This is a genomic window from Shewanella glacialimarina, assembly GCF_020511155.1.
GTDB classification, from domain to species: domain Bacteria; phylum Pseudomonadota; class Gammaproteobacteria; order Enterobacterales; family Shewanellaceae; genus Shewanella; species Shewanella glacialimarina.
This window is the reverse complement of sequence record NZ_CP041216.1, coordinates 3,604,885-3,627,773: the sequence shown is the minus strand read 5'-3', so window position 1 is coordinate 3,627,773 and position 22,889 is coordinate 3,604,885. Positions and strand designations below refer to the sequence as shown.

The following is a 22,889-nucleotide window of genomic DNA, read 5'->3' as shown; positions in this document are numbered from 1 at the left end:
CATCTCACCTTACCTCGCAAATGATTTACGCTTGCTGATGCCTTGGCAGTTTGACTGAAATAAGCGCGGCTAGTGCAATAAAAACAGCGGATATCCACAAGCAAGCGGCCATACCATATAGCTGATAAACCCAACCTGACAGCACTGTGCCGATTAAACGTCCCATCGCATTGGCCATATAATAAAAGCCGACATCTAAAGACACGCCATCTTCGCTGGCATAGCTGACAATCAAATAACTGTGCAGCGAGGAGTTGATGGCAAATAATGCGCCAAAAAGCATTAATCCGCCCACAAGTATATTGGCAGCATGAAAGTCATAACTTATTGCTAGTGCAATACACGCTGGCACCACACTGAGCAAAACCGCCCAACCTAAGGCGCTGCGTCCATCGGGGACTTTGCCTTGGTTTTTACCGGTTAATCGGGGCGCAAAAGCTTGTACTACACCATAAGCTATGACCCAAAGAGCCAGAAAGCCGCCGACATACCAGTGATCCCAGCCGAAGGTTGACGCTAGGTAAACGGGTAAGGCGACCACAAACCACACATCGCGTGCACCAAATAAAAACAGTCGCGCCGCTGAAAGGGTGTTTACCGCCTGACTTTTTGAGAATATTTCAGTGAACTTAGGCTTGTTTTTGGCTTTACCTAAGTCACGCTTCAAGTTGAATAGACTGAAAATCCACACCAGCAATAACCCAACAGCCATGCAAAGAATCGCATACTGAAAACCCAATAGTGTCAGTAAGGCGCCGCCTAAAAAGAAGCCCGCTCCCTTTAGGGCATTTTTTGATCCGGTCAATATGGCAACCCATTTATACAGTTGCCCTTGTGCGTCGGTAGGCACCAATAATTTGATGCTACTTTTCGCGCTCATTTTATTGAGATCTTTGGCTATGCCAGACAAAGCTTGTGCCGCCATTACCCAGGGTATGGTTAGCGTTGCAGCGGGAACTAATAGCATGCCAAGGGCAACTATTTGCATAAAAAGACCAATATTCATGGTCTTATTAAGGCCTAAGCGTGCGCCTAACCAGCCGCCAATTAAGTTAGTGACTACCCCAAAAATCTCATAAAAAAGGAACAGCATGGCAATATTTAGCGGGCTATAACCCAAACCATGAAAATACAGCACCACTAACATACGTAGGGCGCCATCGGTCAACGTGAATGCCCAATAGTTGCCCGTAACGACCAGGTATTGGCGAATTTCTGGCGACAGTCCTGTCAAAAATCCCATTATGTTCTCTTTATATAAGCTTAAGTTTTATCCATTTGGCCAACCATACGGGCGAGTTCAGCGGCACGATTGAGTCAAAAGTCCCATTATGTTCTCTTTATATAAGCTTAAGCTTTATCCATTTGGCCAACCATACGGGCGATTTCAGCGGCACGATTGAGTCAAAAGTCCCATTGAGTTCTCTCTATTTAAGCTGATGCTTTATCCATTTGGCCGACCATACGAGCGAGTTCAGCGGCGCGATTTGCATAACCCCATTCGTTATCATACCAAGCATAAAGTTTAACCTGAGTGCCATTAATGATCATGGTTGATAGCGCGTCAATGATGCTCGAACGTGGATCGGTTTTATAATCGACCGACACTAAAGGGCGTTCTTCATAGCCTAGAATATCTTTTAAAGGCCCTTCGGCTGCGGCTTTAAATAAGCTATTCACTTCTGCTTCTGTGGTTGGGCGACTGACCTCAAACACACAATCGGTTAATGAGGCATTGGCTAGCGGAATACGCACAGCATGACCGTTAAGCTTGCCCTTTAGTTCAGGGAAAATATGGGTAATCGCAGTTGCTGAACCTGTAGTGGTAGGAATAAGACTTAAGCCACAGGCTCGTGCACGGCGAAGATCTTTATGTGGTGCATCGAGAATGGTTTGGGTGTTGGTAATGTCGTGAATCGTTGTCATAGACCCATGCACTATACCTATGTTTTCATGAATGACTTTGACAATGGGCGCTAAGCAGTTAGTGGTGCAAGAAGCGGCAGTGACAATTGAATGAATTGCCTTGTCATAAAGCTGATGATTTACGCCCATTACGATGTTTAATACACCGTCTTCTTTAACTGGGGCGGTGACTACTACGCGCTTTACACCTTGATCTAAATAAGCTTGCAGTACTTCTTTGGTTTTCATTTTTCCTGAGGCTTCAATCACTACATCACATTTTGACCAATCGGTTTCGCTGATGGTTTTGTTGCGGGTACAGGCAATGCGTTTACCGTTTATCACCATATCATCTGCTTCGGCATTGGCCTCGTGTTGCCAACGACCGTGAACTGAGTCAAATGTGAGTAAATGGGCTAAGGTGGCAGTGTCTCCGGCGGGGTCATTGATTTGGACAAATTCAACATCATCCCACTGCCAAGCTACTCTAAGCGCTAAACGTCCCATGCGGCCAAAGCCATTAATTCCGATTTTAATTGTCATGTGAGTATCCTTTAAACTTACTATTTTAATGAGGTATTGGCGTTTTGTATTAGGGTTAGTTGATCTTTGTATGGTGAACGTTTGTTTGGGTCAATTCATTTTATTTAGCGATTAACAGCAAGCTTTTAGACGTTCAGGACGTCCGCCCATTCGGCATAGATTACTGAGGTTTTCTTCTAGAAACAGTGCATTGTGGTGAGTTGTTTCGCTTAATACTAACTGGCTCCATGTGGGTAAATCAGCATTAATACGGTAAAACACCCATTGACCTTGACGGCGATCGATTAGGAGACCACATTTACGTAGTTGAGCTAGATTTCGTGAAATTTTGGGTTGAATTTCTTGTAATGCTTCGGTCAACTCGCAAACACATAATTCCCCTTCATGTTGAATAAGCATTAAGCAACGCAGTCGCGTCTCGTCGGCTAAACATTTAAAAAATTGAGTTGGGTTAATCATTGTTAGCCTTAGGTTTTATTCATATAAAGAGATTGATATTTTCAGTTGCTCGACCCAAATATTGGTAAGTCATTGAATATCTGATTTGGCTCTAAAGTGTCTTATGGAATATTATCTTATATACAGAATTTGATATATATAAATTTATATATGTTTTATTGGAGTATGTGTGTTTAGTATTTTTTAAGCATGCTAGCTAACTTATATATAGACTTTTTATGCCATTTTAGTCATGTCTAGTTTCAAGCGCTTACTTAAGCTCTTACTTAAGCGCTAACATCAAATATTATTTTTGTAGTAAAAATAACATTTGTTTGTGCTTAGCCTTCCTTGTAGTGATCTGCTTCACAATAGCTGCCGGATATCATGTTTTAAAATTACCGAATACCTCATTAGTGTGATCTTGCTTCATACATTAGCGTTTACAAAGATTTAAAATTGCTCATCGAATTTTTATTGATGGTGATGATAATGGCAGGGGTTTCAAACCAGATAATAACCATTAAACGCGGCTTGGATGTACCTATTATGGGTCTGCCTATTCAACAAGTGTTTGACGGTGAAAAAGTCACAACAGTGGCTTTATTAGGTGAAGAATATGTCGGATTAAAACCGACCATGTTAGTTGAGGTGGGTGACATTGTTATTAAAGGGCAAGCGCTGTTTGAAGACAAGAAAACCCCTGGGCTAAAATTTACAGCTCCTGCTAGCGGCAAGGTTAGCGCAATTCATCGTGGCGAAAAACGCGTTTTACAGGCGGTTGTGATTGAGTGTGATGATCAGCAACAAGCTAAAAGCTTTGCGCGTTATGATGACTTTAATCAGCTAAATCGCCAACTTGTGGTTGATAACCTTGTCGATAGTGGCCTGTGGACCGCATTACGTACCCGGCCATTTTCGCGGGTACCGCAATTGGACAGTCAACCAGCGGGTATTTTTGTTACGGCAATGGACAGTAATCCGCTTGCCGCTGACCCTCGCATTATTATTGCTGAGCAAACAGAGGCTTTTATTGCAGGTTTGCAAGTGCTTACCTATTTAACCGAAGGCAAAGTGTACCTGTGCCAGGATGATAACGCGCCCTTATTGAAGCACGATATCACCACTAAATTGTCTAAGGTGTCTATTCATCAATTTAATGGTGTTCACCCTACTGGGTTAGTGGGTACTCACATTCATTTTATTCTGCCAGCAAGCATAGAGCGCCCTGTGTGGCATTTGGGCTATCAAGACGTTATTGCCTTCGGTAAGTTATTTTTAAATGGTGAACTGTATACCGACCGAGTGGTGGCTTTTTCGGGCCCTAATGTGCTTGAACCGCGTTTGGTTCGCACCCAATTAGGTGCTCAATTAAGTCCGATTGTGGCGGGTAAAATTAAGGATGTTCGTTCACGCATAGTGTCTGGCAGCGTGCTAAATGGCCACACTGCAGAGGTTAGCTACGATTACCTAGGTCGTTTTCATAACCAGATTTGTGTGCTGTCTGAAGATGACAAACATGAATTACTGCCTTGGGTGCGAAACGATCAAGACAAATTTAGTCTCACTGGCATCATGATGTCGGGCTTTAGCCGTACCAAAAAATTATTCGACTTTACCACCCATGCAGGTGGTTCAGCCCGCGCGATGATGGCGTTTGGCCAGCTTGCCCGTGTGATGCCTTTAGATATTCTCCCCACCTTACTTATTCGTGATTTAGTGGTACGTGATACCGATGAAGCGCAGCTTTTAGGGGCGTTGGAATTAGATGAAGAAGATCTCGCGTTATGTACCTTTGTTTGTCCTGGAAAGTATGACTTTGGTAAAGAATTACGTGCTTGCCTAGATATTATCGAGAGGGAAGGTTAATGAGTAAGCCTATTAAGAAACCGTCGACCCAAGACAAGTATTATGAGCACGGCGATTCGATGCGCAAGTACTTACGGTCTTTATGGATTGCCCACGGTCGTAGCACAAAAGGGCAGGTTCATGTGCGTGACGCCATTGATGTAAAACGTACCATGCATATTGTAGGCATGTGTTTATTGCCAGCATTATTTTTTGGTATGTACAACATTGGCCTACAAGCCCAACTGGCTATTATTGAAGGCGCCAGTGCACCTGATACTTGGCATTTAGCCATTTTCAATATGCTATTTTCAGGCCTAACTGCTGAGTCTGGCATATTAAGTTTATTTGCCTATGGCGCCAGTTTTTATGTGCCTTTTTATCTTACTGCATTGACCGTTAACCTATTTTGGGAAGTGATTTTTTCCAGAATGCGTGGTCAAGAGCTACATGAAGGCTTCTTTATTACCGCGTTACTATTTTCACTTATCCTGCCTGTTTCTACCCCGCTGTGGATTATGGCGATAGGCATCAGTTTTGGGGTTATTGTTGCCAAAGAGATGTTTGGCGGCATGGGATATAACTTCTTAAACCCTGCCTTAGCAGGTTATGCGTTTATTTATTTCGCCTATCCAACAGAAGTAGCTGCAATAAGCCAGTTTGTTGCGGTAGATGGCTATTCAGGGGCGACAACCTTAGGGCTTGCAGCGGCCAATAAACTCAGCTTTGCTGATGTAAGTTGGATTGGGGCATTAAGTGATCCGCTATGGTGGGATGCTTTCTTTGGCTTCACTGTGGGATCGATTGGTGAAACCAGTGCCTTAGCGATATTACTGGGTGGCGGCATTTTGCTGATGACCCGAGTGGCTGACTGGCGAGTGGTTGCTGGGGTGATGTTGGGTATGATTGCCACCGCAATTATATTTAACCTCTTTGGCCCGGCTAAAAATGCCATGGCTACTATGCCGTGGACATGGCATCTGGTCACTGGCGGTTTTGCTATGGGGATGATGTTTATGGCTACCGACCCAGTAACTGCCTCTTATACTCGCAATGGCAAATATGCTTATGGCGCTCTGATTGGCTTTATGACGGTATTGATCCGAGTGCTCAACGTCAAGTTACCAGAGGGCATTATGTTAGCCATTTTATTTGCCAACTTATGGGCACCGTTATTCGATTATCTGGTGGCGAGAGCCAACATCAAACGGAGACTAAAACGCCATGGCCTTTAAAAAAGATTCGGTGATGGGAACCATGGTTTTCATTATTAGTTTGAGTTTAGTGTGTTCTTTTATGATCACCGGCACTGCCGAAATTTTAAAAGAAAGAAAGTTAGTTAAAAAACGTGATGAAGTGAAGCAGTTTGTATTAAACGCGGCTGGTATTGCCAATAGTTCTGCCGACTTTAGAGAGTTGTTTACAACGCGTGTACAGCCTAAATTGGTCGACTTAGAAAGCGGTGAGTATATCGAACAGGAGAATCTGTTAGATTTTGATAGCCGTATGGCGGCGATTAATCCAGAAACCTCTAGTAAGCCGAAAAAAGATACCGCCAAAATTAAAAGCCGTGCCGATCAAATACGTATTTTTGAGGTGTTCGATGCCCAAGGCGAGTTAACCAGCATTGTGATGCCTATTTACGGTAAAGGTTTGTGGTCGATGATGTATGGCTATTTGGCGGTCGAACCTGATCTTAATACCATTAAGAATATTGTGTTTTATGAACACGGTGAAACACCCGGTATTGCCGATTTTGTAACTGATCCAGATTGGACATCGCTATGGCAAGGTAAGAAGCTGTTTGACGCCAAAGGTAAGATAGCGATTAAGGTTGTCAAAGGCGGCGCCAAAGCTGGTGATGTACATGGTGTTGATGGTGTTTCTGGTGCAACACGTACTGGTGTTGGCATACAAAAAGCGGTTGAGTTTTGGTTTGGCGTTGAAGGATACCAAACATTTCTTCACCGTTTTGCTAAAGCGGAGGAGAAGTAAATGAGTCGGTCAACTTCAACAAAAGACATATTAACTTCGCCGATTTTTGCCAATAACCCAGTAGCTATGCAGGTGTTAGGGGTATGTTCAGCGTTGGCGGTCAGTAACTCAATGCAAACCGCATTGGTGATGACTTTAGCGGTAACGTTTGTGTTGGTTTTTTCCAATGTGATTATTTCAACCATTCGCAACTTTATTCCCAACAGTGTGCGAATTATCGCTCAAATGACCGTTATCGCGTCATTAGTGATCATCGTTGATATGGTGCTGCAAGATGTCGCCTATGAACTGTCGAAACAGTTATCGGTATTTGTCAGCTTAATCATTACCAACTGTATCATTATGGGCCGCGCTGAAGCATTTGCGATGAAGTACCCACCGCATCTTGCGTTTGTCGATGCGGTAGGCAATGCCATTGGCTACGGCGTTATTCTGCTTGGTGTTGCCTTTGTGCGTGAACTGTTAGGACGTGGTTCATTGTTTGGTCATGAAATATTGACCACAGTAGCGAACGGTGGTTGGTATTTACCTAACGAAATGTTCACTTTACCGCCCAGTGCATTTTTCTTAATTGGCGTGATGATTTGGGCGATTAACGTTGTTCAAAGTAAGCGAGGATAATCATGGAACATTATATTAATTTATTTATCCAAGCAGCCTTTATCGACAATATGGCGCTGTCATTCTTCTTGGGTATGTGTACGTTTTTAGCGGTATCGAAGAAAGTGTCCACATCATTTGGCCTAGGTATCGCAGTCATTGTGGTAATGATGTTAGCAGTGCCGATTAATCAACTGATTTATGTCAATGTACTGGCCCCTGGCGCGTTAGCCTGGGCTGGAATGGCTGACTTAGATATCAGCTATTTACAGCTCATTACCTTTATTGGTGTGATAGCCGCATTAGTGCAAATTTTAGAAATGTTCTTAGAAAGATACATTCCAACCCTGTATCAAAGCCTAGGGATTTTCTTGCCTTTGCTAACGGTCAACTGTGCCATTTTTGCCGGGGTTATCTTTATGGCTAACCGTGATTACAACTTAACTGAATCAATCGTGTTTGCCGCGGGCAGCTCGGTGGGTTGGGCGGTGGCAATTGTGCTATTAGCTGGGCTGCGTGAGCGGATGAAGTTCAACGCTATTCCTGAAGGTTTGCAAGGTATTGGGATTACCTTTATTACCACGGGTTTGATGGCATTAGGTTTTATGTCTTTCGCTGGCATTACGCTGTAAGGCATTGGGAAGCAGAGTATGAATTCCTCACAGCAGAATGACAGATTAATAAGAAGGTGCATTTAATGGAAATGGCAATTGGTATTGGCATGTTTACCATAGTAGTAAGCCTGTTAGTCATGGTGATTTTAGTCGCCAAAAGTAAGTTAGTGAACACAGGCGCAGTAACCATCAGTATTAATGATGATGCGTCTAAAACCGTGCGCACTCCTGCGGGTGATAAATTACTTGCCGCATTAGCAGGTAATCAGATTTTTATTCCATCAGCGTGTGGCGGTGGTGGAACATGTGGTCAATGTCGGGTAAAAGTGAAGTCGGGTGGCGGTGATATTCTGGCCACTGAACTTGACCATATTACAAAAAAAGAAGCCAAAGAAGGCTGTCGTTTAGCCTGCCAAGTTGCTGTGCGCAGTGATATGGAACTTGAGGTCGATGAAGAAATCTTTGGTGTTAAAAAATGGCAATGTGAGGTTATCTCTAACAATAACCAAGCGACCTTTATTAAAGAGCTATTACTTAAAATACCTGACGGTGAAGAAGTCCTATTTAAAGCGGGCGGTTATATTCAAATTGAAGCGCCAGCGCATGAAGTTCGCTATGCCGATTTTGATATTCCTGCTGAATACCGTGATGATTGGGAAAAATACGATTTATTCAAGCTAGTGTCAAAGGTTGATGAAGAGGTATTACGCGCTTATTCAATGGCGAATTACCCAGATGAGAAAGGCCGTATAATGCTCAATGTGCGTATTGCTACGCCACCGTCGGAAGGTTTACCACCGGGTAAAATGTCATCGTATATTTTTAATTTAAAAGCCGGTGACAAGGTGATTATTTCTGGCCCATTTGGTGAGTTTTTCGTTAAAGAAACCGATGCTGAAATGGTATTTGTCGGTGGCGGTGCGGGTATGGCGCCAATGCGATCGCATATTTTTAATCAATTAAAACGGGTTAAAACCGATCGTAAAATGACTTTTTGGTACGGCGCTCGCTCTAAACGTGAAATTTTCTACCAGGAAGATTTTGATATGTTAGCGGCTGAAAATGATAATTTTGAATGGCATGTGGCGTTATCTGATCCACTACCTGCGGATAATTGGACCGGTTACACTGGCTTTATTCATAATGTGTTATTTGAAAATTATCTTAAAAATCACAAAGCACCGGAAGATTGTGAGTTCTATATGTGCGGCCCGCCAATTATGAACTCTTCTGTCATTGGTATGCTTGAAAGTTTAGGGGTTGAAGCTGAAAATATTTTACTGGATGACTTTGGTGATTAAACTGTTTTAGGCTAGTTAATATGGTAAAAAGGGAAAACATAGCTTTCCCTTTTTTAGCAACTGGTTATCTCTTCGCCTGATATTTAGCCTGACATTTAGCATGATAGTGAGTCTAACCGTCAGGGTAAAAACTAGCCTAGGCGTTTTGAGAAGTCTAAATAACGCATCACTTCTCCCTCTGGAAACGTCAGTTCATCGCCATCTTGATGACTCGATAACAAATTCTCTCTGGCATAGCGCTTAATAGTGGCTGGGCTTTTATCTAAAATTTTACAGACTTCTTCAAGGGTGAGTAATTTATCGCTCATTGCTATCTCCAAAGTTATTGAGTGTTCATGTTTTACTTTATATTTTTTGCTTTCGTAACAGTATAGACAATCTTGAGTAAATTATTAGTTTTCACTGTTTATTATGTACAGCTTCAATTTATTATAAACAGCCTCAATGGTGATTATGCATAGCATAGTTATCAATAATGCTAACCGATTTAGAGGCCTGTTGTGCTGAATCGAACATGGCCAGTGCAACCTGCAGTCCATCGATAGGTTTGTACTTTTTAAGTGATCCGATAAACAAAAAACCGGTTAATCTGAACAACCACTGACCAAGTTGTTCCAATGTACGACTGTCTGCTCGTTCGCCAATGAGTAAACTAGGTTGAAAAATTTGTACATGTGGCAACTGTAATTGACATAACTCCTGTTCCATTTCACCTTTGACACGATTATAGAACACACTAGAGTGAAGATTTGCCCCTAAGGCGCTGATGACCTGAAGTACTAACCTTGAGTGTGATTGGCGCTTAAGCAGTTTAGCAAAAGCCAATACACCTAATTTATCCACTTCAATAAACGCCTGTTGGCTTCCCGCCTGTTTAATCGTGGTGCCCAAACAGCAAAAACCATGATCGATAGGTTCAGGTAAGCTCATTTCATGTAGCTCGTCCAGTTCACATGCCAAATAATGCAGTTTTTCTTCACCAAAGTGATGCGCAGTAATGTGCGGTTGTGATCGCCCTAAAACATATATTTTTTGATATTTATCGCTATCTAATAACAACTCTAGTAAAGACTTTCCGACCAGTCCGGTTGCACCTATGATGGCTGCTATCATTATGTTATATCCATATAAAAATCATTACAGCACTGTATCCAGCTAATGGAAGAGTTGCAATACATGGATTGCTATGACAATAACAATTTTCTTTTTAGGTGAGTATTGATGTGGCATAGTATTTTTTAATAACGCGATTTTTATCATTACTCAAGGAACGACAATGTCAGACGAGCATTTGCCACTGAGCGACTTTATAGAATATCCGCAGGATGAGATGCTTCATCGGGCTGAAAAAAATTATGGTGAGGTTAAGCGTAGACATTCTATTCGAAAGTTTTCAAACCGTGCGGTGCCCCAAGCAATCATTGAACAATGTATTTTAGCCGCAGGCACAGCGCCTAACGGCGCTAATCATCAGCCTTGGCATTTTGTAGCAATTCAAAGCCCCGATATAAAAGCGCAAATTCGCCAGCAGGCAGAAGCACTAGAGCAAGCCTTTTATGCTGGTCGCGCAGGTGAGGAATGGTTAGATGCATTAAAGCCTTTGGGGACCAATGCCAATAAGCCTTACTTAGAACATGCGCCTTGGTTAATTGCTATTTTTAGCCAAAAACGTAAGCAAGAAGAAAATGAGCAAAAGAGTAATTACTATGTGCATGAATCTGTAGGTATTGCGATAGGTTTTTTAATTCAAGCGTTACATCATGCAGGGCTTGGTACATTAACCCACACGCCTAAGCCGATGAGTTTTCTCTCTAAAATATGCGGTCGCGATAATGATAATGAACGACCTTACATGTTAATTGTTGCTGGTTATCCTGCAGAAGATGCGACAGTGCCGACCCATGCTTTAGATAAAAAATCGTTAGCTGAAATATGTGATTTTATCTAATTAACCTGAGATCGGTTTAAGCCATAACAGAAATCGCATTGAAATCGACATCTGTGATATTGAGTTGTGGCTTACTCTCTTTGAGTTGATAAGCGATTAAACCACCAATCATATTCAGCATGAAACCATGCACACTTCTGTGTCTCGAATGCTCGATTTGTGAGATGTTTTTAAGCTGGTCATTGATGGTTTCTATAATAAATCGTCTTGAAAGCATGGCTCTATCCCACAGTGATAAAACCTTATTTTTCATGTTCTTGCGAACATTGTTTACCAAGCTCACGCCTTTCTCAAGTAAGTCGCTTGCCAACGCTTTGCTGATATAGCCTTTATCCGCATACAGTTTATCCATTGCGTTCACCACCATCCCTGAAACAGGCTGAGTATCATGCATATTGGCAGCTGTTATTTTGGCAGCAACAATACCGCCTTTATGGTTAACGATGAGGTGAAGCTTGAACCCGTAGAACCACCCCATGGTCCCTTTTCCGCGACGAGCAAGGCCTGATAAGGTTTTATATCGAGGAATTCGCAAATTATGGCAGACCTTTACGCTGGTTGAATCAACGAACTCTATCCCCGTCGGTAGACTTCTGATGCTGGAAAAATAACTGCATAGTGGTACGACTGTTGTCGGCATTAATTCAAGAAAACGGGTATAGCTGAGTAAGTTGGGAAAGTCTGATTTAAAGAATCGAGCAAGATATCCAGTGTAATAATTTTTGAAATCATGATGGTGAGACGTATGGAAGAGTATGATAATAGTCATTATTTCACTCATATCCATCCTGCTCTGGCGTTGGCGTTTACGCGTACCATCTGTTAAGCACTGCTTTCTCCATTGTGGGATAAATACAGTACAAAAATCATCGACATCACAAAATATATCCACTAAATTATTCATAAGCCCTCTGCGTGATTGGTTCCTTCTTGGTCGAAAGATCTGATCACAAAGAGGGCGATTAGTTCAATTTTTTATCCCGAGTTCAGGTTAATTAATTATGGATAAATTGCGCGCCTGTTAAGGCGCTTTCTTTAAGCTATATTGTTTGATGATGGTTAATAGCTCATCGAGACTTTGAACGATAATATCGGATAAATGTTGATAATGTGTCTCAATACCATGATTAATAAAGCAGGCAATCATACCGGCATTATTGGCGGCCTGGATATCATATAAATAATCACCGACATACATAATATGTTTGGGCTCAATTTGCCATTGTGTCGCTATAGCGATAAGTGCATCAGGTGCGGGTTTTGCGGGATAGCATTCGCGAGTCAGTACTGTGCCAATATTAATCTTGTTTTGGGTGAGCTTTAGTTCACTCGCCGCCTTGCTATTGCGGGTGACAATGGCACAGGGGATCTGTTGCCGTTCGATAAAACTAAGCAGTACAGCCATGCCAGCCAAAGCTTTAGCGCTCTGGGCATCCTGGTTTTCATGTTCAATAATGATCTGGTTAGCCTTGTCTTGCAGATCTTTACAGCCCAGTGACTCCACATGTTTTAATACATCGATATCATCAGGGCAGCCGATTTGTTGTCGAATAAGGCTGAAATCTAAGCTAGATTCTACAAGGGTACCGTCGAGATCAAAGATAATGCCTTGGATCATTTGCTGCATGCTCCTAATTTACTGAAATGAAATTGAGTGTAAAGAGATATCAAATTGGCCTTGCTGTTTGTCCGCAATTAAAATGCCGACTTTTTCAACCTTTGCCAAGTTTAATGCGGGACCATTGTGAACTGTTCGTCCTCTAAAGCCAATTCTAAAGTCATCGACCTTAAAAACATGCTCACTTGTTTGATCTTTCTGGGTAGTAAATTCGGCAATATACGCTTCACCATATTGTAAGTCGGCCGTTTTAAAGCGCAGTTGATAACGCTTACCGTCACCTTTAACAATTAACTTACACACGCTTGCCTGTTCAAGTTCCGTTAATAAGACGAACTCAACTGAAGCAAATCCGCCGTTATTGTCTAATGAGACTAAGCCGGAAAAATCAACGGACTGTTTCGACTTACTCACATGGCTAGATGATAACCCACCCATTACTGTGTCATTGTTAATGTTAATAGACTTAATATGATGGCTATCGGCAAATTGTAATTCCACCTTAGTTTTCCCTATGGCTAATTGACTTGCAAAACATCCTAGTACGAATATCAATATAGTTAATAACTTGAACATTGAATATGCCCCATTATAAAAAAACGGCTTATCCGGGTTAAAGATAAGCCGTAAAGGGTTTACGGAGATTAAATGGGTATAACAAATTACATTACGGTGAAGTCATCTAAAAGGATCACTCCAAATGGTGCACCGCCACCAATATTATCAACTGCGGCAACGCCATAAACACCAGAGGCATCTAATGTTACTTCTAATGGACCAATAGCAACATCTTTAGTATTAGCTACAGTGACACTAATAGTGTAAGTACCTGGAACAACACTGATGCTGCCTGATGATGCTTTAAATGGAACATCTTCTAGGGCTGGAGTCGCTTCACTAATGTCTGCCGATGCGGTCAGGTAAATATCGACCTCAGGTGCAGAATAGGCTGCGTGGGTTACTGTGAGTTTAGCTTCAGTTGCCACTCGACGTGTTGAGTCCATTAATACCAATGGTTCAATAGCGTTGTTGGTTAACGAGCCAATCGCTAAAGTGCTATAGCTCATGCCTAAGGCTAAATCTACAGCTGCATTATCTATTACCACTACAGCGTTATCAGCATCAGCGGCAACTGTTACTGTATGCGCGCCTTCGGGTACATTCAAGTAACCCGTTATCTCACCAAACGCTAACATATCAACAGCGGGTGTTGTTGCGCCATCTAAAAATACATCAACGGCAGGAGCATCCGCTACAGCATGTACGACACGCAGGTCTGCACCACTGTTAACATCATTAAGTATTGCTTGGCCTTCAGTTAACGCAACATGCAATGCAACAGGAGATGAACCTGACCAGGTATTTGGGATCGCGCTGATAAAGTAATCTTGCATATCGCCTAAGGCAACTGTGCCTGAGTCATATGCGACATCTTTCATGCCAGCCGCTGTGATTCTAATTTGATAGTCACCTGCTGCTACTTCAAGCTGTGGGCTGGCGTCCATGTAATTAGCTGATAGCGTTGGCGATACATTGCTAATATCTGCATCAGGAGCTGTTACATAAACATCAACTAAACCTACAGAAGGTGTAGCATGAAGCACCTGTACCCGAGCATAACCAGTGGCAATATCGGCCATTGGGTTTTGAATAAGTTTTACTGCAAGGCTGCCATCAGCAACTTTGCCTAATGCAACTGCTGTGTATTCGATCATATCTGCTGCAACTAATTCTGCTTCTAATACTGTTGTTGTCGTGCCGTCAGCAAGAATTGCGTCAACATCAATGTTATAGGTAGCAGAGGTCACTTCAAGTAAACCACTGGACATAGCGTAGTCGACACCGGCAAGTAACTCAGCACCATTTGCAGTGACATTAACCTTAGGTGCGTCGCTACCGGCATGGATTACACGCACATGTGATGTGGCAACTGGCTCTGGTGGTGTGACTTCGACGACGTCGTTATCATCATCAGAACAAGCTGTTAGTCCAACAAGTGACACGCACAACGCAAAGGGATAAATCCGTTTCATTTTGTAATTCCTCATAGGGTTAGATGACGAATTTTCTATACGGGGTGATTTTTTTATTGGTTCACAAAAAAATAACAATTAAGGCGATTTAATTTGCTTTATTTATTTAAGTGTATGATTTTTAATTTAATATTATATATGTTTTTTTAAGTTATTGAGACATTCAGGGTTTACGCCTATGATGTTTGTCATTATGGAACTAAAGAACTCAACTAATTTGTTATCTTCCCCTGCTGCCTTAATTCAATATAGTGTCGCATCGATAAATCTATTTAACTTTATTGCGCCACCTAATGCCTACTATGATTTTGAAAATATTTACTCCACTGAACAATGGCGTAAAAAATGCGCCTGGATCAGTGATTTTATTCAACAAAACCAACCAGACATTATTGGTTTTCAAGAGGTTTTTAGCCCTGATGCTTTAAAAGCATTATGTCATCAATTAGGCTATGACTACTTTGCAGTATTAGATGAGCCAGAAGTGCAAAGTGACTATGTTTATCGCCATCCGGTAGTGGCATTAGCATCACGTTATCCAATTACTGAGATGGCCAATGTTGAGGCTGATCAGGCAGCTTGTCAGGCATTAGGTCTGTCACAATTTAATTTTAGCCGCTTGCCACTGCGTGCCACGGTAGAGTTGCCGCAGTTTGGCCCCTGTGATTGTTATGTGATCCATTTAAAATCCAAGCGAAGTGGCTTTGATAAGGATGACCTAGCTGATAGCGGTGCTTCGGGCGCCGCCGATTTTATATCAAGACAAGTGTTAGGGCGTTGGGCGTCAAGTATTCAGCGTGGCAATGAAGCGACATTTCTGTGCCATCAGATGTTGATCCGCAAACATCAAAAACACACTCCTTTTGTGTTGATGGGGGATTTTAACGATAAATTACACAGTGATTTACTTGCCGCATTTCATCAAAGTTTACGCGTGTATCGTAATGATATTGACGATAAAAAACTTGCCGGTTTGAGCGAGCAACAATTACTCGCTGAGCTGAATCAATTTCGAATTTACGACAGTTATGAATTATTTAAAGCGACGACTAAATCAAATGCTAGCTTAGCGTTAGATGAATTTGAATCAGTAAAAGATACTGATATTCAGCTGCCGATATCACGCCCAGCAACTCATTATTACGGCAGTGAAGGCTCAGTTTTAGATTATATTTTGGTGTCGAGTGAGTTTGATCCTAAACAATTGAAAAATTTAGCCCACATTGAGCAATACCAAACATTTGATCGTCATTTAGTGCGACCGGATTATGAACGCGACAGCGACAGTACTGACCATGCACCAGTAATGATGACCTTTAGCTTACGTTAGTGGCTTATTATAAAATGAAAATGGCCAGCAAAATTGCTGGCCATTTTTATTGATAAGCTTTGTTATTAACAAGCTTGGGTTACAGAGGTTTGACTAATTGCTTAATATTAATGCAACGATACTCATTTTGACGGGTCTCTAATAAGGCGCGACGAGTGAGTTTTGATAAGCCTGTTTCAGTATTAAGCACTTGATCTATCATAGTAATGTTATCAATTGAGCAGGCTCGTGGAATTAACGCCTGAGTATAACTGCGCATAAATACCGGGCCTTTTTTATCTAACTCAATTAAGTTGGCTAATCGCTGCTCTGCTGTAGCGGCACTGAGTAAATTTTGCTCGGCAGGATAAAGGCTAAACATGGCTACCCGCAGTTTAGAAAACGGCACGGCTTGGCTATGTTCAATGGTATTTAACCATTGGCGTTTAAGGTGTGCTTGAGGGCGAATAACCTCAGCAGCAAGGGCGGCTTTTTCACCTGAATCAGATGTGTCGGTCATTTTTTCACGTTGGAGTAATGCATAGGCGTTGCCGTAATCAAAGCGATTAAGTTGCCTAATGATATCCCAACGTAAATCTTGATCTAACACTAAGCCTTTTACTTTAGTGGTACCGGTTAACAGTTGCTGTAAGTGCTTTAACGGATCTGACTGGGTTGATAAGCTAACGTATGCGGAGAACCAACGACGTTGGAAGTCACTATTTTTATGATGCTCCATTGTCATGCGTAAGCTCATCTGACTTAGTGCTCGACTGACTTTATCTGCATACTGTTTATTGGCGGGAGCCATTAAATCGAGCATTTCTTTGGCGCGCAGTAAGTTACTAATCACTTGACCTAAAATGGTATAATCTTGCTCAAGTGGCGCATTAATTAATGCTACATTAATGAAATCATTTAACGGGGCCTGACCATCTAAAACACTGTCCCACATGCTTTGCCATAACATTGAACGCAATAGAGGATCGTGCACTTTATTGAGTGCTTGTTTGGCAGTATTCATCGAGCGTTGGTCTAAATCAACTTTTACAAAGCCCCAGTCATCTAGGTTTGGATAGACTAAATCAGGACAATATGCGCCTACCAATTCGCTGACGTCAGTGCGTGCACCTTTGTAGGTGACCACAGCGGTTTGATGTTCTTCAACGCCATGTTGGCGTTGATAAAATAAGCCAATTTTAACTTTTTGTTCGCGTAATGTTGGAAACTCATCGCTTACCGCGCGCTGAACCAGTTGGAAGTCGCTAATCATGCCGTTGGCACAGGTGTATTCAGCTTTAATACTGTTAACGCCTGCTTTGTATAACCATTCTTGAGTCCACTGACTTAGATCACGGTTACTGGCTTTAGCTAAGCTACCGATAAAGTCATCTAGTTGGGCATTTTGATAACTGAATTCGGTAAGGTACTGCTTAACCCCTTGGCGGAAGATTTCTTTACCGAGTAAATGACTTAATTGATTTAACGTTGATGCGCCTTTTTGGTACGTAATCGCATCGATATTATCAAAAGCATTTTGAGTTGTGGCTACAGGCACTTCAATCGGGTGGGTGGTTACCAGTGAATCTAACTCATAAGCGCGTTGCTTGCCTGATGCATAAAAGGTACGCCAGGCATGGGTGAATTCAGTCGCTTCAGCTGTGGCAAGTGTGCCCATAAAGGCTGCAAAACTTTCATTTAACCATAATCCATTCCACCATTTCATGGTGACCAAATCACCAAACCATTGGTGTGCCATTTCATGCATGATAACGCCTGCGAGGCGCTCTTTTTGCGAGGCGGTCATTTTAGCGTTAAATAAGAATCTATCTTCAGAAAAGGTTATCGCTGCAGCATTTTCCATTGCACCATATAAAAAGTCAGGTACTAGGACTTGATCGTACTTTTTGAATGGGTAAGGGATGCCAAAATAACGATCAAAAAAGTATAACCCTTGTTTGGTATAGGTAAACCAGTCTTCAGGTGTGACTTGCTCAGTGACCGACTGACGAGAGAATAACCGCATCGGGTATGGGCCAGTATCATCTTGCCATACATGATATGGGCCAGCATGTAATGAAAAGTTATATGGGCTTAACTTAGGTGATGCGGGAAATACCCATACATTATCATTACCTTGTGCGCTAATGCTGCTTTCGCGCATTGCACTTATCACTTGCCAATCTTTGGGGGCATGAACGTTAAGCTGGAAACTGGCTTTTAAATCGGGTTGGTCAAATAAGGCGAACATCTGCTGCGCTGCAGCCGGTTCAAAATGCGAGTACAAATAGACTTTGCCATCTACCGGGTCAACAAAGCGATGTAACCCTTCACCATTAGTACTGTGCTCGCGAGTGAACTCAATGGCAATAGTGTTTTGCCCTGATTGCAGCAGCGACGGGCTTAAAGTGATATAGCTGCCATTGTATTTAGGGTAGATTTTTGAACCATTAACTATCATAGAGATGATATTAGCTTGGTTTAAATCTAAGGTTAGATTTTTTGCTGTGCCATTTAATTCGAAATTAACAGTGGATATGGCGCGAAATTGACTTTGTTCACTTAGAAAAAAGGTTAGTTGATAGTCAACATTGCTGATCACCCGAGCGCGTTCACTGGCTTGATACTCACTAATAAAAGGCGAGCCGTCTCGAAGACTGGCGGTTGTTGACGATGTATTCATACAGCCGGTTATTGCCGTGGCTGATACACAAATACCGAGTAGTTTTACTATAAAGGCGTGTCGCAATTTCACTTAATGGTTTTCCTAACGTTGCACAGCAAAAGTTGTTGCAAATATAAGAAAGCCGACACGAATGTCGGCTTTAATAATATATAAATTAAATTTTACATACCTAAGAAAGACTTAGACTTAGTTTTACGAATTTCTTTTTCATCAGACCATTCAATTAAACCTGTTTCCAAGTCCATTAAACGCATGGTCATTTTGTAGTACACATCTTTGGTGCTGCCATCTTGCTTAACTATGCTAGATAAGTTGCCATAAAGCATAAACTGCGCACCAATTTGGCGACCAAACTTAATCGCTGTAGTTGGGTCAACCATACCCGCATTGTTTTGATAATCGAGCTGTTTGCGAACGGCATCTACCTTGGTCATGTCAATAAAACGAAACTTACCAGAGCGAAGTAACTTGTTGCTAATGGTATCGGTGACTGACTCAGTATCGATATGTTCAGAGGTTTTGTTTTTAATTTTGTCGACAAAAATAATTGGACGGTTATTTTGAGTCATCACCACAACCGGTGGAAAGGTCATCATGCTATCAACCATTTTAGCCGCAATAGCTTGTAAATCAGTAGAGCCGAAGTTTTCGTTAACGGTTTCGACTTCTGTAGCGTCGCCATATTCCACTTTGGATTGACAAGCGGCTAACCCCAACACTGCGGCAAGAACAAATATTAGTTTCATTGGTTTCATAATCAATTCCATAAGTTGGTGGTGCAATTACAGGATTATCGAATAAAAACGGGTACGATTACCAGTATCTATAACCCAAATTAATGTAGTTTTATCTGATTTAATCTCAATTTTAGTATTTTGTGTATGACCTAGGCTAATTTCATACTCGCCTGGGTCAACATATTGTCGAGCAATTTGTGCCTGATTAGGCAGGGTTAACCAGCTTCTGCGATCAGCTTGTTCTGTAATGACATTAAAAATTTGCATTGCAATCACGCCAGCATCAATTTGGTCGTTACGGCGCTTACTTTCACTGCGTACGCTTTGTGCCATTTCAGCTTTAGCATAAACCCTTAGCGCCTGCCTCAACAATGCTGCGGGTAAGTCTTCTTTTAACGCATTAATTGCCAGCGCGTCAATATTGGCTATCGTTTCAGCTTTAAGGGCGCTGCCAAGTCCCTGAATAGAGACCGGCGCGCTATTATTCATTGCAGGTTGATATGTCGCCAGTGACACGGTTTGCCAGTTACCATCGATGGTAAAGGGTACGGTCAGACTTTGCTTTTCAGGCACAAAACCACGCTCAATCAAAAACACCACTTGGCCTTGTTTTGGGGTGGCTAAAACTGCATCGCCCCAACGGCGTGAAAAGTCGTCATATTGTTGCATCGAAAGTTGCTTAGCCAGTCTAACTAAATCCTGTTGTAAGTATTTATTATTAGGTGATATTTGAGCTGCTTTACGGTAATCAATATAGGCGTCGTTGGGCTCACCGAGTAATTCGTAAAGCAAACCTGTGGTGTAATAACTGTATGCATTTAAAAATGAGCTGGTTACTGTTCCGGCTGATTGGCCTAACTTGTTTACTTCAGCGTCTATTGTGCCGTTTGCCATCGCCTGGACTGATTTTTGTGACTTTTGGTAGCGAGCTTGCTCACTGCTTTGCAATTCATTACTGCGTCTTAATTCTACCATTGCGCCCTGTGAATCACCTGAAAACAGGTAGTTTAAGGCTTGGTACTGGTGCAGCATAATCCGTTCATAGCCTGGGCCGCGATAGGGAATAGCATTATCGTTTAATAATAAACTACTGGCTTTGGAGCCCATGTCAGTGACGCTGATTTTAGCTTTATCATCAAAGGCTTTATAAGCTTCTATCGCTTGTTGGTAATAGTGTTTACTTTGTTCAAAACTGCCATTGATTTGCGCTAAACGTCCAGATTCCTGTGCATATAGTAAGCCGTCATTAGAGTCGATTTCATTAGCAATATCATCAAGGTCAAGTGATGGGCTAGGGCTGTTGATTTGTTGTTTGTAAGGGGTTATTTGTGATGGATAATTAATGAATATACTGTTGAACGCACAGCCTGATAGAGTCAAACACATCAAGATACTGATAATGGTTGAACGTGGTATCAAGAAAGCATTCAGTTTCATTCATTATCCTTGCTGTTAAGTGACCCATTGAAAATTTTAAACGCTAACGTAGATTTAAATATACGCATTTTGCTTAGTTTGTTCGCTCATTAGGCTTCGCTCAAGCAAGGTAATGCCCTGAAGATGGTCAAATTCATGTTGAAAAATACGCGCAATAAACCCAGTTAAATTTTGAGTCACCAAATTACCATTTAGTTGTTGATATTGCACTTTAATATCCGCATGACGCCAAATATTAATTCGCTGCCCTGGTATAGATAGACAACCTTCATCGGCAGATTCCATCAACTCAGAGGCGGCCAATATAGTCGGGTTAATTACCACAATAGGGGTCATAGTTGGTGCGGTGGGATAACGTTCATTAGGTCTTGAGGCCATAATAAACATCGCTATAGTGCTAAAAACCTGTGGTGCGGCAATACCTACCCCGTTTGCAGCCGTCATGGTTGCCAGCATATTGGCGGCTAATAATTGAATAGACTGATCAAATAGGGTCACTTTTTCAGCTGTTATGGTTAAAATATTTTCCCCCGTAACAGCTATTGGCAATAAAATAGCATCAGGCATAAACATCCTTTGCAGATAATACTCGTTAATGTGAGTCAGTATTAGATTTAACGATCTAGCTAATTAACCGCATTAGTAATGTGGCGGCGGTGTTTCATCTGCGTGACTGGCCATATTACTGGGTTCAATCGCATGTAATTTATTAACCATTAGCATAATTTGATGTTGCTGGCGCGATACAATATCATTTAGCTTAATCACTTCTTGATTCAATTCTTCCAACGTAATTTCTTGAAACGCCATCTTAGTTTCTAAATCATCAATTTTCGTTAACAACTGTTCCATTCAAACCTCGTCAATAACATTTATAAATCCCAGGCTTCTAATAAACCTTGGCTGCTAACACTCATTACTTTGCCAGTGCTGGGCTGGGCGACAGAGTATACTACAGCGCCTCTATTTTGGCTGTTTTTAGTCACCTCAACTTGCCATCTTTGCAGGCGTTCACCAGAGTCGACTTGCCATAAAAATATTTCTTTAGACGGTGTGCCGGTGAGCAGCTGAGTATTTTGGCTAACAAAGCGTGCGCTAGACACATTCATTTGGCGACGTTCGATTAACAGTGCACTGATTTTTTTGCCTGAGCTTGATTGCCAAATTGCTGCATTACCAGTGATATCACCCGCAAAGCTTAAGGTGCCATCACCACTTAATAATACTTTAGTAATTCTTGAATCTAATTGCCATTGCTGTAAAGGCTGGCCTGTTTGTGTTTGCCATAAACGGATTTGTCCATCATTGCCACCACTTAAGGCAACTAATCCATCATCAGAAATAGACACGCTATTCACTTTTTCCTGATGTCCCAAAAACTGGATTAATCCTTGGTTATCCGGTTGAAGCGACATGACAGAGCCATCAGCTAAACCGATTAATGCATGACCATTGTTAGCAATAGCGACACTTTGAGAGTAAGCAGGTAATGTCCACCAGCCGATAGAGCGACCAGTATCTATATTCCATATAACCACAGAATCGCTGGATAAAGTGGCGGCGTAGGCATTGTTAGTGGAAATGGCAGTATCAAATACATTACTGCTATTACTTGCACCGTGTACCCATTGATACTTGAGCACCTTGTCAGCAAGTGACCAAAACTGTACGCCATTATTGGCGGTACTGATTAATGCATATTGACTATCTTGGGATAAGGTGGCGTGGTAACTTGCATCTTTAGTTAATACCACTGTGTTGTCAGCTTTAGGTTGGCAAGCAATCAATAAAATAGAGCAAAAAACAAGCAGTAAAACACGTAACATGAACTTGCTCCTTAAAAATTTGTCCATAAGGACTCAACCCAATGGTATATC

23 protein-coding genes are annotated in these 22,889 nt (G+C 41.9%); 8 read left to right on the top strand and 15 right to left on the bottom strand.

The window, feature by feature from the left end; translation table 11 throughout:
- Positions 1–25 precede the first annotated feature (25 nt).
- The 3 genes from arsJ to FJ709_RS15880 all read right to left on the bottom strand — a co-directional run bounded on the left by arsJ (position 26) and on the right by FJ709_RS15880 (position 2,907).
- Entirely contained in the window at positions 26–1,243 is a 1,218-nt protein-coding gene (gene arsJ, locus FJ709_RS15890; RefSeq protein ID WP_226410986.1) for an organoarsenical effux MFS transporter ArsJ, read from the bottom strand.
- Between the two features lie 188 nt (positions 1,244–1,431).
- The gene (locus FJ709_RS15885; protein WP_226410985.1) at positions 1,432–2,448 is read right to left on the bottom strand and encodes an ArsJ-associated glyceraldehyde-3-phosphate dehydrogenase; all 1,017 of its coding nucleotides are present in this window, start codon (positions 2,446–2,448) and stop codon (positions 1,432–1,434) included.
- A 111-nt stretch (positions 2,449–2,559) separates the two neighbouring features.
- Positions 2,560–2,907 (bottom strand): metalloregulator ArsR/SmtB family transcription factor, encoded by a 348-nt coding sequence (locus FJ709_RS15880; RefSeq protein ID WP_226410984.1) that lies wholly within the window; start codon positions 2,905–2,907, stop codon positions 2,560–2,562.
- Between the two features lie 471 nt (positions 2,908–3,378).
- Between FJ709_RS15880 and FJ709_RS15875 the strand changes: the two genes are divergently transcribed.
- From FJ709_RS15875 to nqrF, 6 genes are all read left to right on the top strand, one after another.
- Entirely contained in the window at positions 3,379–4,755 is a 1,377-nt protein-coding gene (locus tag FJ709_RS15875; protein ID WP_226416020.1) for a Na(+)-translocating NADH-quinone reductase subunit A, read from the top strand.
- Positions 4,755–5,969 (top strand): NADH:ubiquinone reductase (Na(+)-transporting) subunit B, encoded by a 1,215-nt coding sequence (locus FJ709_RS15870; RefSeq protein ID WP_226410983.1) that lies wholly within the window; start codon positions 4,755–4,757, stop codon positions 5,967–5,969. The genes FJ709_RS15875 and FJ709_RS15870 overlap by 1 nt, the downstream gene beginning before the upstream one ends.
- Entirely contained in the window at positions 5,959–6,729 is a 771-nt protein-coding gene (locus FJ709_RS15865; RefSeq protein ID WP_226410982.1) for a Na(+)-translocating NADH-quinone reductase subunit C, read from the top strand. The genes FJ709_RS15870 and FJ709_RS15865 overlap by 11 nt, the downstream gene beginning before the upstream one ends.
- Positions 6,730–7,350, top strand: a complete 621-nt coding sequence (locus FJ709_RS15860; RefSeq protein ID WP_226410981.1) for an NADH:ubiquinone reductase (Na(+)-transporting) subunit D — start codon at positions 6,730–6,732, stop codon at positions 7,348–7,350.
- A 2-nt stretch (positions 7,351–7,352) separates the two neighbouring features.
- The gene (nqrE, locus tag FJ709_RS15855) at positions 7,353–7,961 is read left to right on the top strand and encodes an NADH:ubiquinone reductase (Na(+)-transporting) subunit E (protein ID WP_226410980.1); all 609 of its coding nucleotides are present in this window, start codon (positions 7,353–7,355) and stop codon (positions 7,959–7,961) included.
- 65 nt (positions 7,962–8,026) lie between these two features.
- Positions 8,027–9,244, top strand: a complete 1,218-nt coding sequence (gene nqrF / locus FJ709_RS15850) for an NADH:ubiquinone reductase (Na(+)-transporting) subunit F (protein ID WP_226410979.1) — start codon at positions 8,027–8,029, stop codon at positions 9,242–9,244.
- Between the two features lie 131 nt (positions 9,245–9,375).
- Here nqrF and FJ709_RS15845 read toward each other — a convergent pair whose 3' ends face one another.
- Positions 9,376–9,552, bottom strand: coding sequence for a helix-turn-helix domain-containing protein (locus FJ709_RS15845; protein WP_188840795.1), 177 nt, complete (start codon positions 9,550–9,552; stop codon positions 9,376–9,378).
- A 133-nt stretch (positions 9,553–9,685) separates the two neighbouring features.
- The gene (locus FJ709_RS15840) at positions 9,686–10,357 is read right to left on the bottom strand and encodes a Rossmann-fold NAD(P)-binding domain-containing protein (RefSeq protein ID WP_226410978.1); all 672 of its coding nucleotides are present in this window, start codon (positions 10,355–10,357) and stop codon (positions 9,686–9,688) included.
- Between the two features lie 163 nt (positions 10,358–10,520).
- Between FJ709_RS15840 and FJ709_RS15835 the strand changes: the two genes are divergently transcribed.
- Positions 10,521–11,192 carry a nitroreductase family protein gene (locus FJ709_RS15835; protein WP_226410977.1) on the top strand — a complete coding sequence of 224 codons (672 nt, stop codon included), beginning with the start codon at positions 10,521–10,523 and terminating at the stop codon, positions 11,190–11,192.
- Between the two features lie 16 nt (positions 11,193–11,208).
- On the opposite strand, the gene FJ709_RS15830 is transcribed toward FJ709_RS15835, so the two are convergent.
- The 4 genes from FJ709_RS15830 to FJ709_RS15815 all read right to left on the bottom strand — a co-directional run bounded on the left by FJ709_RS15830 (position 11,209) and on the right by FJ709_RS15815 (position 14,843).
- Entirely contained in the window at positions 11,209–12,096 is an 888-nt protein-coding gene (locus tag FJ709_RS15830; RefSeq protein ID WP_226410976.1) for an IS982 family transposase, read from the bottom strand.
- 117 nt (positions 12,097–12,213) lie between these two features.
- Positions 12,214–12,810, bottom strand: coding sequence for an HAD family hydrolase (locus FJ709_RS15825; protein WP_226410975.1), 597 nt, complete (start codon positions 12,808–12,810; stop codon positions 12,214–12,216).
- Positions 12,811–12,828: 18 nt separating this feature from the next.
- On the bottom strand, positions 12,829–13,311 hold the full coding sequence (locus FJ709_RS15820; protein ID WP_226410974.1) for a CIA30 family protein: 483 nt from the start codon (positions 13,309–13,311) through the stop codon (positions 12,829–12,831).
- Positions 13,312–13,472: 161 nt separating this feature from the next.
- A complete protein-coding gene (locus FJ709_RS15815) occupies positions 13,473–14,843 on the bottom strand; it encodes a DUF4397 domain-containing protein (RefSeq protein WP_226410973.1) in 1,371 nt (456 codons plus the stop codon).
- A 178-nt stretch (positions 14,844–15,021) separates the two neighbouring features.
- Between FJ709_RS15815 and FJ709_RS15810 the strand changes: the two genes are divergently transcribed.
- Positions 15,022–16,173, top strand: a complete 1,152-nt coding sequence (locus tag FJ709_RS15810; protein ID WP_226410972.1) for an endonuclease/exonuclease/phosphatase family protein — start codon at positions 15,022–15,024, stop codon at positions 16,171–16,173.
- A gap of 79 nt (positions 16,174–16,252) precedes the next feature.
- On the opposite strand, the gene pepN is transcribed toward FJ709_RS15810, so the two are convergent.
- The 6 genes from pepN to FJ709_RS15780 all read right to left on the bottom strand — a co-directional run bounded on the left by pepN (position 16,253) and on the right by FJ709_RS15780 (position 22,838).
- Positions 16,253–18,835, bottom strand: coding sequence for an aminopeptidase N (pepN, locus tag FJ709_RS15805; RefSeq protein ID WP_226416019.1), 2,583 nt, complete (start codon positions 18,833–18,835; stop codon positions 16,253–16,255).
- Positions 18,836–18,999: 164 nt separating this feature from the next.
- Positions 19,000–19,593, bottom strand: coding sequence for a penicillin-binding protein activator LpoB (gene lpoB, locus FJ709_RS15800; RefSeq protein WP_226410971.1), 594 nt, complete (start codon positions 19,591–19,593; stop codon positions 19,000–19,002).
- A 27-nt stretch (positions 19,594–19,620) separates the two neighbouring features.
- Positions 19,621–21,012: a COG3014 family protein gene (locus tag FJ709_RS15795; RefSeq protein WP_226410970.1), complete on the bottom strand. Its 1,392-nt coding sequence runs from the start codon at positions 21,010–21,012 to the stop codon at positions 19,621–19,623.
- Positions 21,013–21,066: 54 nt separating this feature from the next.
- Positions 21,067–21,579: a peptide deformylase gene (gene def / locus FJ709_RS15790; RefSeq protein ID WP_226410969.1), complete on the bottom strand. Its 513-nt coding sequence runs from the start codon at positions 21,577–21,579 to the stop codon at positions 21,067–21,069.
- A 72-nt stretch (positions 21,580–21,651) separates the two neighbouring features.
- The gene (locus FJ709_RS15785) at positions 21,652–21,864 is read right to left on the bottom strand and encodes a SlyX family protein (RefSeq protein ID WP_226410968.1); all 213 of its coding nucleotides are present in this window, start codon (positions 21,862–21,864) and stop codon (positions 21,652–21,654) included.
- Positions 21,865–21,884: 20 nt separating this feature from the next.
- Entirely contained in the window at positions 21,885–22,838 is a 954-nt protein-coding gene (locus tag FJ709_RS15780) for a WD40 repeat domain-containing protein (RefSeq protein ID WP_226410967.1), read from the bottom strand.
- Positions 22,839–22,889 lie beyond the last annotated feature (51 nt).

Coding starts and splice junctions, on each gene's coding strand:
- lpoB (WP_226410971.1), bottom strand. CDS start 19,593: ATGAAACCAATGAAACTAATATTTGTTCTTGCCGCAGTGTTGGGGTTA.
- FJ709_RS15830 (WP_226410976.1), bottom strand. CDS start 12,096: ATGAATAATTTAGTGGATATATTTTGTGATGTCGATGATTTTTGTACT.
- nqrF (WP_226410979.1), top strand. CDS start 8,027: ATGGAAATGGCAATTGGTATTGGCATGTTTACCATAGTAGTAAGCCTG.
- FJ709_RS15845 (WP_188840795.1), bottom strand. CDS start 9,552: ATGAGCGATAAATTACTCACCCTTGAAGAAGTCTGTAAAATTTTAGAT.
- pepN (WP_226416019.1), bottom strand. CDS start 18,835: ATGAATACATCGTCAACAACCGCCAGTCTTCGAGACGGCTCGCCTTTT.
- FJ709_RS15815 (WP_226410973.1), bottom strand. CDS start 14,843: ATGAAACGGATTTATCCCTTTGCGTTGTGCGTGTCACTTGTTGGACTA.
- arsJ (WP_226410986.1), bottom strand. CDS start 1,243: ATGGGATTTTTGACAGGACTGTCGCCAGAAATTCGCCAATACCTGGTC.
- nqrE (WP_226410980.1), top strand. CDS start 7,353: ATGGAACATTATATTAATTTATTTATCCAAGCAGCCTTTATCGACAAT.
- FJ709_RS15875 (WP_226416020.1), top strand. CDS start 3,379: ATGGCAGGGGTTTCAAACCAGATAATAACCATTAAACGCGGCTTGGAT.
- FJ709_RS15785 (WP_226410968.1), bottom strand. CDS start 21,864: ATGGAACAGTTGTTAACGAAAATTGATGATTTAGAAACTAAGATGGCG.
- FJ709_RS15840 (WP_226410978.1), bottom strand. CDS start 10,357: ATGATAGCAGCCATCATAGGTGCAACCGGACTGGTCGGAAAGTCTTTA.
- FJ709_RS15835 (WP_226410977.1), top strand. CDS start 10,521: ATGTCAGACGAGCATTTGCCACTGAGCGACTTTATAGAATATCCGCAG.
- FJ709_RS15865 (WP_226410982.1), top strand. CDS start 5,959: ATGGCCTTTAAAAAAGATTCGGTGATGGGAACCATGGTTTTCATTATT.
- FJ709_RS15810 (WP_226410972.1), top strand. CDS start 15,022: ATGATGTTTGTCATTATGGAACTAAAGAACTCAACTAATTTGTTATCT.
- FJ709_RS15825 (WP_226410975.1), bottom strand. CDS start 12,810: ATGATCCAAGGCATTATCTTTGATCTCGACGGTACCCTTGTAGAATCT.
- FJ709_RS15870 (WP_226410983.1), top strand. CDS start 4,755: ATGAGTAAGCCTATTAAGAAACCGTCGACCCAAGACAAGTATTATGAG.
- FJ709_RS15780 (WP_226410967.1), bottom strand. CDS start 22,838: ATGTTACGTGTTTTACTGCTTGTTTTTTGCTCTATTTTATTGATTGCT.
- FJ709_RS15880 (WP_226410984.1), bottom strand. CDS start 2,907: ATGATTAACCCAACTCAATTTTTTAAATGTTTAGCCGACGAGACGCGA.
- FJ709_RS15860 (WP_226410981.1), top strand. CDS start 6,730: ATGAGTCGGTCAACTTCAACAAAAGACATATTAACTTCGCCGATTTTT.
- FJ709_RS15795 (WP_226410970.1), bottom strand. CDS start 21,012: ATGAAACTGAATGCTTTCTTGATACCACGTTCAACCATTATCAGTATC.
- FJ709_RS15885 (WP_226410985.1), bottom strand. CDS start 2,448: ATGACAATTAAAATCGGAATTAATGGCTTTGGCCGCATGGGACGTTTA.
- def (WP_226410969.1), bottom strand. CDS start 21,579: ATGCCTGATGCTATTTTATTGCCAATAGCTGTTACGGGGGAAAATATT.